Origin of the sequence: Rhodococcus sp. PSBB066 (assembly GCF_017068255.1) — a bacterium.
Taxonomy (GTDB): Bacteria; Actinomycetota; Actinomycetes; order Mycobacteriales; family Mycobacteriaceae; genus Rhodococcus; species Rhodococcus aetherivorans.
Genome location: NZ_CP070859.1, coordinates 4,939,909 through 4,953,148 on the forward strand (window position 1 = coordinate 4,939,909; position 13,240 = coordinate 4,953,148).

A 13,240-nucleotide genomic window follows, 5' to 3' on the forward strand; every position below is an offset into this window, starting at 1 on the left:
GCATAATCATTCGAGCGCGCAGTCCTTCTCCCCTGTCGGCCGTACACCTTCGGCAGCCGTGGGTGGCGACACGAAAACCTGGGTTCGGTGCCACCCGAGGTACGCCGTGTCGGGCCGATCCGCGCCCGCCGGAAGAATCAACCGGTCGGCCAACGGCGGCTTGCCGAAGGCACGACGCAGCGGTTCGTCACTCGGCAGTGCGCGTTCTAGGTCGGTTGCGTACGTGATCGAGAGGTCCTCGGACACGGTGAGGAGGCCCGTGTCGAATGCGACATCGTGCGTGGGGCAGGCCGTCAGTCCGTTCAGATGGTCGAGACGTTCCTTGTTGGTGCTGTCTCGCCACGGCTTGATGTGGCTCGCAGTGAGCAGTCGTGGCCGGCGACGTCCCGCAATTTCGCTCCCCATGCCGCAGAACACGCACCGGTTGCCGTGGTTGGTCAGCACTGCCTTGGCGAAGCGGTGCTGACCAATACGAACGGTCGAGGTGAGCAAACGCTGCGTGATCTCGACCGGCACATCCTGCCGCTCACGCGCCCACTTCTCGACAATGCCCTCGAGTTCCCGCTCGACTTCGCTCTCGACGAGCTCCTCCTGCCCCACCAACCAGAGCGAGCCTCCGTCCTCGAGCTCGAGGAAATCCGGCAGGTCATCTCGCCCTATGCCTTCGGCGCGCGCCGCCCGAAGAATCCGCAGGTATACGTCCTGCAGCTGATCGCTGTCGGACGTCATGCGCGCCGACACCTCGAGTTCGTGACGGCCGCCGTGGCTGCGTGAGCCGTCGAGGTTGGCCATCTTGGCGAGGATGCTCGACGGTGGCCGCTTGTAGAGGCGGGCGAGGTGCTGAACAGGAAAGCCGGCTCGATGTGCGCTGCTGCTGCCGAACCGACTGTGGTCGACGAGCAACGAAGCACACAGCGACAGGATGACCTCGCTCGGGACGAAGTTCACCTGCCGCTGCCCTCGAAGAACTGGCTGCCGAGCGAGGACCGAGCGCCACTGCTCGCGGAGTGCGGCATCAGACGGATCCAGGAAGTCACCGATGCCGTATGCGCCGCGTCGATTCACCGAAATCGAAACCTCCATACCCGGTAGTTGCCCCCGATCATGCACCACAGTCCCTTTACCTCTGGCAGCGCCTCAGGATCGAGCGAGTCCGCCAGTCCGAGTCCGACCATCTGGAGCTGGCTGTCACGTCGGCTCGCAGGATGCTGGCCGACCACCTCGCTGCCGACGGCGAACTGCTGCTGAAGGCACGCACCGAGCTGGCTGTCTACGCCGCCATCAAACCACTCGAGATCGTGCGCTGGATGTCCACCGCCCAACTGAAGACCGACATGCTGCAGCTTCGCGAGGACCTGGATTCCTTCGCCGCTGCTCGCCGGGCCGATGATCAGGGGTGGCAGGACCATGAGGATCCGACCATCGGTGACGCTTTGGGGGAACTCGGCCGCAACTTCAAAGCGATCGGTGGGACCGCTCTGGCGATCGGAGCCGTGGCCTCGACGCCGGCGCCTCCGGTCTCGGATTCCTTGGGAAGCGCATCAAGCAAGCTACCCAACGAACCCCCGAACTCCAGGACATCGATCCACCGGGGCATCAGGCCGAATAGGACGCAGAGCCTACTGAGGCGAAAGCCCCACCGGGCAATGAGGTCTCGGCGCGGGGTGCAGGTCGATCGACGTCGCTTTCCCAGCTTCGTGGGTTCGGCAGGCCGCACCCGCACCCCACGCCACAACGAATGCGTTACAGTGCCCGGGCCAACTGATACCGGGGGGATTCATGGCCGAGGGACTTCGTTTGAATCAGCAGACGATCGAGGAGATCGTCGCTATTTGCGACACCATGCTGACGACGCTTCGCGAAGCGGCACGCCATGCAAGCGACCTGACCGATGCACCAAGTTTCGGGGGCTTGAAGTCGGCCGAAGACCTCCGCGCTGGCTTCGTTCGCAAAGCCCGCGGCACACCCGACTCGCTCTACGAACGCCTGGAACAATTCGAGGCGGTGCTCAGCGGCATGCGAGAAGCGTTCGCCGCCGGCGGTGAGGGATTTCTCGCGGCCGAATACAACTGGGCCACCCGTCTCCACGCCCTGAACCAGGACGAGCTGTGACCGCAGGCCGCACCGGTGTCGCAATCACAGGCGCACTTATTGTGCTGGCAACGCTCTCAGCGTGCACTGCCTCGTCCCCCAACTCGGTCTCCCCAGACGAGGCCCCGAATGCCCCAACCACAACGACACGAGTGCCGCGCCTGGTGGACGAGTCCGACCGACCTCTCGTCGCCTTCGACCCATGCCTCGACATCCCCGACGACGTGCTTGCCGCGGCAGGCTACGACCCGAACTCCGAAGAGAACGCGGACTTCGCGGCGACCCACTACACGATGCTCGGCTGCTCCTACGACGGCGTCTTGAAGTCTCCCGGCGTTGCCGCCTACGGACTGACGGTGAGATCGGCCAACTTCGACTGGGCCATCGAACTCCAAAAGACCGCCGACCACGGCGACGACGTCACCCCATCTGAGATCGCGGGCCGACGCGCACTGATGAAAACCAACCAGTCCCTCCCCGAACGTTGCGGCATGAGCGTCGAGACGTCCTACGGGGTGCTCATCTTTGCGCAGGTCCTCTTCGGCAAGGGCGGCGCCCGCGTACCCGAAGTGCAATGGTGCTCCGGTCTCGAAGACACCGTCCAGCGCATCGTCGCCGTCCTCGACGACTTCGAGACCCGCAGCCGCTGACCTCAACCTCGGAGTCGGCCGCAGTCCTGTGCAGATTCGAGCCCGGACACCGAGCTTGAATCCACGTGCGTTCGGCAGGCCACGCCCGCGACGCTGTCGCCCCCATGTGTCAGCATGGTCGAACCCGACACCGGAGGGAGCGTCGTGTCGACCGCCGACCTGCACCGCCTGGCGCGCCTGCGTCAGGAGCACCCGGCGTGGGCGCTGCTGCGGTCGGACAATGCGGCCGCGGTGCTGGCGTTGCTGGGCCGGCACTTCGACCGCGGCACGCGACGGCTGCCGGCCCCGGAGCTGTTCGCCCGCCTCGATGCGGACCTGCAGGAACTGCGCGACGAGGGCTTCGAGCTGCCGCGCACCGGTCAGGCCTACTGTGCGGACTGGGTGCGCGCGGGCTTCCTGCTGCGCCGCGCGAGCGCCGACACCCGCGAGGAGACACTCGAGCCGACGGAGGCGACGTTCGCCGCACTCACGTTCGTCGCGGGCCTGACGACCGCCACCAGCTCGGTCACCGAGTCGCGGCTGACCACCCTGTCGAGCCAGCTCCAGGCGCTGGCGCGGGACTCGGACCCACGCAGCGAGAGCCGCCTGGCGGCGTTGCGGGCCGAGCGCGACGAGTTGGACCGGCAGATCGCCGCCGTCGAATCCGGTGACTTTCCCGTGCTGGACGGGAACCGCGCGGTGGAACGGTCCGCGGAGATCCTGGCGCTGGCCGGGGAGATCCCGGGCGATTTCGCGCGGGTGCGCGCCGAGCTGGAAGCGCTCAACCGGGAGCTGCGGGCCCGGATCCTCGACGACGAGGGCGACCGCGGCGACACCCTCGGCGAGGTGTTCCGCGGGGTCGATCTGATTGGTAATTCCGACGCCGGCCGCAGCTTCGCCGGCTTCTACGACATGATCATCGATCCGGAGCGGTCGTCGCAGCTCGACGACTGGATCGAGGCGGTGCTGCAACGCCCGTTCGCGCAGCAGCTCACCACCGAGCAACGCAACCGGTTCCGCACCCTGCTCACCGAGATGGAGGACGCCGGCGGCGAGGTGCACGCGACGATGACGTCGCTGTCGCGTTCGCTGCGGCACTTCGTGCAGTCCCGCCACTACGAGGAGCACCGGCGTCTGCAGCGGCTCCTGCGCTCGGCCCAGCAGCAGGCCCTGCAGGTGGCGCAGCGCCGCAAACCATACGATCTGCTGGACCTCGAGCTGGTGCGGGTCGGCATGGGCATCGACTCGGTGGCGGCGCTGCGGCTGCACAACCCGGCCGACGACCTGGTGGCCGAGCCGGTGGTGACGCAGCCGGTCGGCGAGGTGGACCTGGCGGAGCTGCGCCGCATCGTCCGTGAATCGGAGATCGACATGGACGAGCTGGCCGGCAATGTCGCCGCCACGCTGCGTTCCCGCGGCAGCGCCACGATCGGCGACGTGTTGCGCGATCATCCCGCCACGCAGGGTCTGGCCAGCGCGGTGGGTCTGCTGGTGCTCGCCGCGGAGCACGGTCACCGCGTCGACGGCACCGAGGAGATCGCGTGGACGTCCCCGTCGGGCGCGACCCGCGTCGCAACGGTGCGCCGGCACCTGTTCGACCCGACCGACACCGAGTTCACCGCCCGCATCACCGAGGACGCGTCATGACCGAATCGACCACCCGCACCGGGCTGTATCCGGGCGACACCGGCGAACTCGACCTCGACACCCGCCGCGCGCTGGTGCAACTCCTCAAGGGACCGCTCGTCACCGCCGACAAGCACCCGGAGGTGTGGCGGACGGTGATCCGCGACGAGCGGGTGCTGCGGTCCCGGCTCGCGGACGTGTTCCTCGATCTCGTCGTCGACGAGGACGATCAGCTCGCGTTCACCCGCCCCGCCGACACGGGCGACCACAAGGCCCCGACGGTGCTGCGCACCGAGCGCCTCACGTTCATGGACACCGTGATGCTGCTGGCGTTGCGGCACCGGCTGCTGCGCGCCCAGCCGGGCGAGCGGGTGATCGTCGATTTCGACGAGGTCGCCGGGCAGCTGGAGATGTACCGCGCGGCGACGAGCACCGATCCGGCCGGCTTCCGCAAACGGGTCAACGCGTCGTGGGAGAAGCTGAAGAAGTACACGCTGCTGGCGTCGACGTCCACGGAGGGCCGGATGGAGGTCTCTCCGGTGTTGCGGCAGTTGTTCGACGCCGATCAGGTCGCCGCCGTCGAGGCCGAGTTCCGGCGCATCGTCGAGGAGGACGCGCCGTGAGCGCCGCTCCCATCCACCCCGGCCAGTTCCGGCTCGCGCGGGTGCAGGTGGTCAACTGGGGCACTTTGCACGGGCATCACGACATTCCCGTGGCCCGCAAGGGTTTTCTCATCACCGGGGCGTCCGGCTCGGGCAAGTCGACGCTCATCGACGCGATCTCGACGGTGCTCATGCCGGGCGGCAGCGTGCGGTTCAACGCGGCCGCGCAGGAGTCGGCGGCCGGGTCGGGCCGCAACTTCGTCAGCTACATCCGCGGCGCGTGGCGGCGCGAGGCCGACGCCGACACCGACGCGCTCACCGCCTCGTATCTGCGCACCGGCGCGACGTGGAGCGCGGTCGCACTGACATACGACGCCGCCGACGGCACGGCCCCGGTGACCCTGGTCAAGCTCATGCACCTGCGCCGGGGCGCCAACGCCAACAACGAGATCTCGCACCTGCACCTGATCCTCGACGTGGACGTGGAGCTGACCGACCTCGAACCGTTCGTCACGCGGGGAATCGACACCCGGGGCATCCGCAAGCGCTGGCCGGACGCGGTCGTGAACCCCAGCTACGCACCGTTCGCCCGCGCGTTCCGGTCCAAGCTCGGCATCTCGTCGGAGGCCGCGCAGCGGCTGCTGCACCGCACGCTGTCCGCGAAGAGCCTGAACAGCCTCGACCAATTGCTGCGCGACTACATGCTCGACGAGCCGCCGACGTTCGCGATGGCCGAGCGGGCCACGACCCAGTTCCGCGAGCTGCGCGAGGCGCATCGCGTCGTCGTCGACGCCCGCCGCCAGGTCGAGACGCTCGAGCCGCTCGTCGCGCTGGCCGACGCCCGTCGCACCGGGCTGCAGTCGCAGCGCGACCTGCAGGACGAGACCGATCACCTCGACGCGGTGCACGCCCGGATGACGGTGGACCTGCTCAGCGACAGGCTCGAGGAGACGCGCGCGCAGACCGGTCTGCTGCAGGCCGCCGCGGACAAGACCGCCGACGAGGCCGACCGCGCCGGCGAACGCACCCTCGATCTGCGGGTGCGCGCCGAGAGCGCCGGCGACGGCCGGCTCGCAACCCTCCGCGTGCACAAGGAGACCGCCGAGACCGCACTCGAACGAATCACCCGGCAACGCAGACGGTTCGACGTCGCCCTCACTCAATGGGAGGCGGAGACACCGGCCACCGCGGACGACTTCGCGCATCTGCAGGCCCAGCTCGGGCGGGAACTGCGCGAGCTCGACGCGACCGCCGACACGCGTAAGGCCGAACTGTACGAGGTGGCCGGTGCGCTCGCCGAACGCCGGAAGACGATCCGCGCACTGATCGCCGACCGGGAGGTCCTGGCCCGGCGCCGCTCGAACCTCGATCCCGACCTGCTGCGCGCCCGGGAACTGGTGTGCTCGGCGGCCGGACTCGGTGAGGACGCCCTGCACTTCGCGGGCGAGCTGATCGCGGTGCGCGCCGAGCACGCCGAGTGGACGGGTCCGATCGAGCGGGTCCTGGGCGGATTCGGGCGCACCCTGCTGGTGCCCGACGAGCTGTATCCGCGGGTGGCCGCCGCCGTCGACGCACACCATCTCGGCGCCCGCCTCGTGTACCGGCGGGTCCGCACGGGCGTCGGCGCGCCGGACGCACCCACCACCGCCGACGGCTCGCTCGTCCGCAAGCTCGAGGTGCGCCCCGGCCCGCTCGCCGCGTGGTTGCACCACCAGCTGGCGGACCGCTTCGACTACGCGTGCGTCGACACCGCCGACGACCTGCGCCGCGTCCCGCGGGGCGTGACCCGGGCCGGGCAGGTCAAGCACGGCGGCGACCGGCACGAGAAGGACGACCGGCGGCGCATCGACGACCGCAGCCGCTGGGTCCTCGGCTTCGACAACGAGGCCAAGCTCGCCGACCTGCGCCGGCGCATCGGCGACGCCGAGACCGACGTCGACGCGCTGCAACGGCGGCAGGAGGCGCTCGAACGCGCCGAGTCCGCGATCCAGCAGCGCCGGCAGGCCGCCGCGGTGATCCGCGAGTCCGCGTGGGCCGACGTCGATGTCGCGGCGGCGGGCAGCGCGGTGGACGCGATCGAGGAGCGGCTGCGCGAGTGGATGCAGGGCAACACCGAATACGCCACGCTCACCGCGGATCTGGCTCGCGCCGAGAGCGAGGAACGCGCCGCCCGGCAGGCGCACACCGCGGCGCTGGCCAAGCTCGAACAGCACCGGGACGAGCTGACCCGGGTGCAGGCGCGGCTCGACGAGGCGCAGGCCCACGCCGGCACCGCGGTGCCCGACCCGATCGTCGCGCGCATCCGAGCCCGGTTCGCCGCGGCGGTCCGTCGCGTCACCGTCGACAACATCGACCGGGCCCTGAGCACCGTGGGTCGCGCGATCAACGAGGAGATGCGGTCCGCGCAGCGCGACACCGCGGACGCCGAGCGCCGCATCACCGCCATCCTCACCGGCTACCTCGCCGAGTGGGAGGCGCGGCGCGCCGAGATGCGCTCCGAGGCCGAGTACGTCGACGACGCCCTCGCCGTGCTCGCCCGGCTGCGCAGCGACGGCCTGCCCGCCTACGAGGACGAGTTCTTCCGGCTGCTGCGCGAGCAGTCGCACCGCAACATCGGGGAGCTGGCGCGCGCGATCCGTAAGGCGCCGGGCGAGATCCGCTCGCGCATCGAGCCGGTGAACGAATCGCTGCGCCGCTCGCCGTTCGACACCGACCGGATCCTGCGCATCGACGTCAAGGACCGGCGCTCCCCCGCCGCGTCGGAGTTCCTGGCGGAGCTGCTGCAGATCACGAGCGGCGCGTGGAAGGAGGAGGACCGGGCCGCGGCGGAGCGGCGGTTCGAACAGATGGCGGCGGTGCTCGAACGGCTCGACTCCGGCGAGCCCGCCGACCTGCGGTGGAAGCGCCTCGTGCTCGACACCCGCCTGCACGTCGGATTCATCGGGGTGGAGGTCGACCCGGAGGGCAACGACGCCAACTATCACGACTCGAGTTCCGGCCTGTCGGGTGGGCAGGCGCAGAAGCTGGTGTTCTTCTGCCTCGCGGCCGCGCTGCGCTATCAGCTGGCCGCCGCCGGCGAGGAGTTGCCGCGCTACGGCACCGTGATCCTCGACGAGGCATTCGACCGCGCCGACCCCGCGTACACGCGGCGGGCGCTGGACGTGTTCACCCAGTTCGGGTTCCACATGGTGCTCGCCACCCCGCTCAAGCTGCTGCAGACCCTCGACGACTACATCGACGGCGTGGCCGCGGTGAGCATCCGCGACAAGCGCTACTCGCAGATCGCACTGTTGCCGATCCGCGACGCCGGCGAGGACGGCACGTGAGCGCACTGTGCGTGCCGCCGTCCGCGGTCGCCGGCAAGGCCCAGGCCGCGTACCGCAGCCGTCGCACCCGATGGATCACCGATCCCGCTGCGGCCGAATCGGATTCGCTGTCCATTGCGCTGCATCCGCCGTCCGAGCGGCGGGTCGCGCAGGATCCCGACGCCGTCGTGGCGTGGGTGCGCGCCTGGCACGGTTATCCGGGTGCCGGACGGGTCGAGTGGGAGACGCGGCGCTGGCCGAGCTTCGGCACGCAGGAAGTGCCGATGCGCCTGGTGCTTTCGGGCGCGACCGAGATCGCCGCCGCGGCCGCACGAGCACCCGAGTGGCGCAGCCTCACCGAACGGCAGGCGCGCCTGCTCGACGGACTCGGCCCCGGCACCGCGACGCTCGCGACCGCGATCGCCGCGACGCATGCCCGCTGGCTGGAGCTGGAGGAGCCGGACTTCGCGCGGCTCGTCGCGGCCGTGCGCTGGCTGGCCGAGCATCCGTCGTCGGGGCTGTTCATCCGCCAGCTGCCGGTGCCCGGCGTCGACACCAAATGGGTGTCGCGGCATCGCGGTCTGGTGGAGACGCTGCTCGACGGCGTGCGCGGCGACCGCGCCCTGGGGGTGCGGTCGCTGCCGCGGATGTGCGAGGTGGCCGTGTGCGATCGGGCGCTGCTGGCGGCGGCGCCCCGGATCTTCGCGACGTCGCTCGACGAGCTGGCGGCACTGCCGGTGACGCCGGCCCGCACCCTGATCCTGGAGAACAAGGAGGGCCTGCACGCGCTGCCGGAGCTGCCGGCGACGGTGGCGGTGCACGGCGGCGGCTACGCGGTACACGAGCTGGCGGACGTGCCGTGGCTCGCCGCCTCCGACGTCGTGTACTGGGGCGATCTGGACACGCACGGCTTCGCGATCCTCGACCGGCTCCGCGGCCGCCTCCCGCACGTGCGCAGCCTGCTCATGGACCGGGGCACCGTCGAGCGGTGGCGCGAACTCGCCGTGCCCGAGGCGTCGCCTGCACCGCACGCACCCGCGCACCTGACCGGGCCGGAACGCGACGCGCTCGCGGTGGTGCGTGCCCAAGGCATACGGCTCGAACAGGAGCGGATCCCGTGGCCGTACGTCGTCGCCCATCTCGAGGCGCTGTAGGCGCGAGCGCCCCGCAGTACCCCGAATGGATCGGGCCGACCGACGTCGGCTGAGCCTCGACGAGCCCGCAGTCCTGAGAGTGAACCCCGCACGGCCGCCGGTTCCGGAGATGCTCCCCACCTCCGCCCTCATGATGTGCCTGAAGTGGCAATAGTGAACTAGAATCAAACTTTCTCGTTCCCGGGATCTTTCCCGGGAAATCCCTTCACAGGAAAGGAGCACTCCGACGCACTCGCCGGCCCCCCATACCGTTCACCTCGTCTCCCTGCCCCACAGCGTCGGAGATGCTCCCCCGCTCGCGTCCGAGCGACCCCGGCTGCACGGCCACCCGGACATCGTGTGGTTCCGGGATCGCTACGCGATCCCCATCTCGACGACCACGCCGCACGAGGCGATGCTCGAGGATCTGCACTTCGTGCGCCGGGTCCTCGACGACGCCGGCATCGACTATCTGCTGGTCCGCGGCGACGGCGCGCGCCCGGTGCTGGCGGTGGACTGGGCCGACCGCAAGGAGCTGCGTGCCGCGCTGGTCGTCGCGTGCACCGACGAACCGTTCTACTCCAAGACGGTCGGCGCCAAGCGGCGCCGTCCGGTGCTCGTCGCCGACGGCCGGCTCTCCCACAGTTCCAAGGCGCGGGCGTTCCGCCTGTTCCGGCCGCGAGTCGAGCTGACCAGTGGGCTGCGGTACGGGGCGTCGAACGGGGTGCAGATCGAGCTGTGGTCGCACACCGACGACGAGATCCTCCTGCCGAAGGAGAACGCCCTGACCCGGCGCAGCGTGCCGCGGGAGGAGGTCACCCGCACCACCGTCGAGCGCTACGGGCAGACGTGGCCGACGATCGAGGGGATGTTCGCGACCCATCCGTCGGACGTCCCGTTCGAGATCGACCTGGTGTTCTCGTGGGTGGACGGCTCGTCGAAGGAGTGGCAGGCCGAGCGCGCCAAGCGCATGCAGAACTACGTGGTGGGCGAGGGCGACGACTCCCCCGCCCGCTTCCGGCAGATCAACGAGCTGAAGTACGCGCTGCGCTCCGTACATATGTATGCGCCGTGGATCCGGCGGATCTTCGTCGCGACCGACTCGGAGCGACCGGACTGGCTGGCCGACGACGAGCAGGTCACGTTCGTGCGCAGCGAGGAGTTCTTCGCCGACCCGTCGGTGCTGCCCACCCACAATTCGCAGGCCGTCGAGTGCCAGCTGCACCACATCCCGGGTCTGTCCGAGCACTTCCTGTACTCGAACGACGACATGTTCTTCGGCTGCCCGGTGGACCCGCAGGTGTTTTTCTCCGCCGGCGGGGTCACGAAGTTCATCGAGGCGGACACCCGGATCGGGCTGGGCCGGAACCACAAGAAGCGCAGTGGTTTCGAGAACGCGGCGCGCGTGAATCGCCGGCTGCTCGAGGACCGGTTCGGGGTGACGATCACCCGGCACCTCGAACACACGCCGGTGCCGCTGCGCAAGAGCATCATGGCGGAGATGGAGCGGGAGTTCGCGGACGAGTTCGCCGCGACGGCGGCGAGCACGTTCCGGGCCGCGGAGAACATCTCGGTGACGAACTCGTTCTACCACTACTACGCGCTGATGACCGGCCGGGCGGTGCAGCAGACGACGGCCCGCATGCGGTACGTCGACACGACGATGAAATCGGGTCTGCGCGAGCTGGACACGCTGCTGGCGAAGCGGAAGATGGACTTCTTCTGCCTCAACGACGGCAGCGTCCCCGAGGTCGACCTCGAGCTGCGGACGGCCAAGGTCACCCAATTCCTGGAGCGGTACTACCCGATCCCGGCGCCGTGGGAGACGGACCACCCGGGGCGGGCGTGACCTGCGCGGCGTAGTCCCGTCGGACGCACCGGGCCGTCCCGCTGTACGCGGGGCGGCCCGGTCGCGGTGGAACGCGAACTCGGGGACGGAGCCGGGCCGACGTCGACGCTCACCGCCCGTTCGATGACGGGGCGAGGGCGGGAAACACCCAGCTTCCGTCGAGGACCTCCGCACGCGGGCGATACAGGCGAACGAGGTAGTTCCACCCCTCCGTGACGGGAAGGCAATTGGCACGGTCCGCCTCGTCGCCGCCACCGAAACGGACGGTGATCGAGCCGTCCTCGTTGGGCACGCCGGTGAGGTTGTTGATGCTGTAGGCGTGGCGCTCGTTCGGCTCGAAGAAGCCCTCGGCGTTGTAGACCGAGACGGACCAGAAGCCGTCGACGGGCACATCGCGGACGGTCAGCTCGTACTCGCCGACCGGCAGTCCCGGATCGACGCCGATGTAGGCGGCCTCCGTGGTCGGCAGGCCGCCCCAGCCGGCGGCGGTGCCGATCAGGTGCCGGACCGGGTCGACCGCGTGCCTGGCACCGAACATCCGGTCGAAGCCGGTCAGTCCTCGTGCCAGCGCCAGCAGCGCCTCCCGCGTCGCGTCGAAGCTCGCACGGTCGTAGTCGGGCGCCGCGAACGGCGTCGACGAGCCGGCGTCGAGACGGAACCGGTCCTGGAGCGAGACCACGGTGCGGACGTCGTCCGGATCGGCAGGATCGACGAGAATCCGCACCGCGACGGCGACGTACGGTGTCGGGAACTCGTCGGCGGTGAGCCTGTGCTCTCCCGGGTCGTGGAGGATCCGATCGACATGGTGGTCCTGGTCGACCACCATCACGGACAGGTACCGCCGACCGCCGTCGGGGATGGTGAGGGTCGCGCCCTCCGAGGTGTCGACGATCGCGAGGCTGTACAGGGTGTCGCGGTTCATCCGGATCACCGTCTGCTGCTCGACCGAGGCGGGCTCCCGGTTGTGCCGGAGCACATTGATGCCCCCGGCGTCCCGCTGAAGGTCGAGAAACATCCGATCCGTCTCCGCGCGAACGAAGTTGTCCACATTCACCGGAATCGATGTCATGCGCGGCAGCCTAGACGACGAACACCCCACGCGCTGTCCGATTCGTCCGCCTCCGCGACGGACCGGGGTTCCCTACCGGAACTGCCGGGCCGGCCGCCGGGCACGGTGCGGCCCGTCTCATTCCGGCTCCGACATCCGCGCGCGGCGCGCGAGGGTGGCGGCGACGCCGGCCGCGGCCGCGCGCACCGACGTGGCGTGCCGCTCGGGATGGAAGCGGGCCACGGGACCGGTGACACTGAGGGCCGCGATCGGCCGGTCGTCCGGGTCGAGTACCGGCGCAGCGACGCAGGTGATGCCCATCGCGGATTCCTCGCGTTCGTACGCGACCCCCTCGTCGACGATGCGTTCGAGCTGTGCGCGCAGCAGTCCGGGCCCGGACAGCGTCTTCGGGGTGCGCCGTTCGAGTGGCTCGGCGAGCACCCTCTCGAGGATCTCCGGATCGGAGTAGGCGAGGAGGGCCTTTCCGATGGCCGTGCAGTGCAGCGGCATTCGGCCGCCGAGACGGGACGGGGAGCGGGCCTGCCGGTGTCCCCCGATCTTGGAGATGTAGACCACTTCGGTGCCCTCGAGGATGCCGAGGTGCACCGTCTCGTGCGTCCGCTCGTACAGGTCCTCCATGAACGGGGTTGCGACCTCGATCAGGCTGCGTTCGGTGGACGCCCGCATTCCGAGTTCGAACAGTTGCCCGCTCAGCCGGTAGCCGGCCTGGGTGCGGTCGAGAAGGCGCACCTTGACGAGGTCGGAGACCAGCCGGTGCAGGGTGCCCTTGGGGATGCCGGTGCGCCGGCCGAGTTCCGCGAGGCTGAGCCCGTGGTCGTCGACGGTGAACGCATACAGCACGGTGACGACCTTGCCGAGCACGGTGTTCGGGTCGATCTGCACGTCGCTGGGAGTGTGCACCGCATTCCCCCTTTCGTCCGGTGACCTGGCGATTCG

General features: G+C 69.8%; 11 protein-coding genes. 7 read left to right on the forward strand and 4 right to left on the reverse strand.

The window, feature by feature from the left end; all coding sequences use genetic code 11:
* Positions 1-6 precede the first annotated feature (6 nt).
* On the reverse strand, positions 7-1,083 hold the full coding sequence (locus JYA75_RS22400) for an HNH endonuclease (RefSeq protein ID WP_239010482.1): 1,077 nt from the start codon (positions 1,081-1,083) through the stop codon (positions 7-9).
* Positions 1,062-1,409, reverse strand: coding sequence for a hypothetical protein (locus JYA75_RS22405; protein WP_203329372.1), 348 nt, complete (start codon positions 1,407-1,409; stop codon positions 1,062-1,064). Before JYA75_RS22405 ends, JYA75_RS22400 begins: the two co-directional genes overlap by 22 nt.
* Positions 1,410-1,779: 370 nt before the next feature.
* Here JYA75_RS22405 and JYA75_RS22410 point away from each other — a divergent pair, with 370 nt between their 5' ends.
* The 7 genes from JYA75_RS22410 (at position 1,780) to JYA75_RS22440 (ending at position 11,235) form a co-directional block, all read left to right on the forward strand.
* Positions 1,780-2,112, forward strand: a complete 333-nt coding sequence (locus tag JYA75_RS22410; protein ID WP_203329373.1) for a hypothetical protein — start codon at positions 1,780-1,782, stop codon at positions 2,110-2,112.
* A gap of 41 nt (positions 2,113-2,153) precedes the next feature.
* The gene (locus tag JYA75_RS22415; protein ID WP_239010603.1) at positions 2,154-2,741 is read left to right on the forward strand and encodes a DUF3558 domain-containing protein; all 588 of its coding nucleotides are present in this window, start codon (positions 2,154-2,156) and stop codon (positions 2,739-2,741) included.
* 114 nt (positions 2,742-2,855) lie between these two features.
* On the forward strand, positions 2,856-4,367 hold the full coding sequence (locus JYA75_RS22420; protein ID WP_203329374.1) for a DUF3375 domain-containing protein: 1,512 nt from the start codon (positions 2,856-2,858) through the stop codon (positions 4,365-4,367).
* Positions 4,364-4,969 carry a DUF4194 domain-containing protein gene (locus tag JYA75_RS22425; protein ID WP_040275769.1) on the forward strand — a complete coding sequence of 202 codons (606 nt, stop codon included), beginning with the start codon at positions 4,364-4,366 and terminating at the stop codon, positions 4,967-4,969. Before JYA75_RS22420 ends, JYA75_RS22425 begins: the two co-directional genes overlap by 4 nt.
* A complete protein-coding gene (locus JYA75_RS22430; RefSeq protein ID WP_203329375.1) occupies positions 4,966-8,274 on the forward strand; it encodes an ATP-binding protein in 3,309 nt (1,102 codons plus the stop codon). Before JYA75_RS22425 ends, JYA75_RS22430 begins: the two co-directional genes overlap by 4 nt.
* On the forward strand, positions 8,271-9,407 hold the full coding sequence (locus JYA75_RS22435; protein ID WP_203329376.1) for a DUF3322 domain-containing protein: 1,137 nt from the start codon (positions 8,271-8,273) through the stop codon (positions 9,405-9,407). The genes JYA75_RS22430 and JYA75_RS22435 overlap by 4 nt, the downstream gene beginning before the upstream one ends.
* A 337-nt stretch (positions 9,408-9,744) precedes the next feature.
* Positions 9,745-11,235 carry a stealth family protein gene (locus JYA75_RS22440; RefSeq protein WP_203329377.1) on the forward strand — a complete coding sequence of 497 codons (1,491 nt, stop codon included), beginning with the start codon at positions 9,745-9,747 and terminating at the stop codon, positions 11,233-11,235.
* Between the two features lie 109 nt (positions 11,236-11,344).
* Here JYA75_RS22440 and JYA75_RS22445 read toward each other — a convergent pair whose 3' ends face one another.
* Positions 11,345-12,304 (reverse strand): DUF1214 domain-containing protein, encoded by a 960-nt coding sequence (locus JYA75_RS22445; protein ID WP_203329378.1) that lies wholly within the window; start codon positions 12,302-12,304, stop codon positions 11,345-11,347.
* Positions 12,305-12,421: 117 nt separating this feature from the next.
* Positions 12,422-13,204 carry an IclR family transcriptional regulator gene (locus tag JYA75_RS22450; protein ID WP_231385879.1) on the reverse strand — a complete coding sequence of 261 codons (783 nt, stop codon included), beginning with the start codon at positions 13,202-13,204 and terminating at the stop codon, positions 12,422-12,424.
* Positions 13,205-13,240 lie beyond the last annotated feature (36 nt).

Coding starts and splice junctions, on each gene's coding strand:
- JYA75_RS22400 (WP_239010482.1), bottom strand. CDS start 1,083: ATGGAGGTTTCGATTTCGGTGAATCGACGCGGCGCATACGGCATCGGT.
- JYA75_RS22405 (WP_203329372.1), bottom strand. CDS start 1,409: ATGGTCCTGCCACCCCTGATCATCGGCCCGGCGAGCAGCGGCGAAGGA.
- JYA75_RS22410 (WP_203329373.1), top strand. CDS start 1,780: ATGGCCGAGGGACTTCGTTTGAATCAGCAGACGATCGAGGAGATCGTC.
- JYA75_RS22420 (WP_203329374.1), top strand. CDS start 2,856: ATGGTCGAACCCGACACCGGAGGGAGCGTCGTGTCGACCGCCGACCTG.
- JYA75_RS22425 (WP_040275769.1), top strand. CDS start 4,364: ATGACCGAATCGACCACCCGCACCGGGCTGTATCCGGGCGACACCGGC.
- JYA75_RS22445 (WP_203329378.1), bottom strand. CDS start 12,304: ATGACATCGATTCCGGTGAATGTGGACAACTTCGTTCGCGCGGAGACG.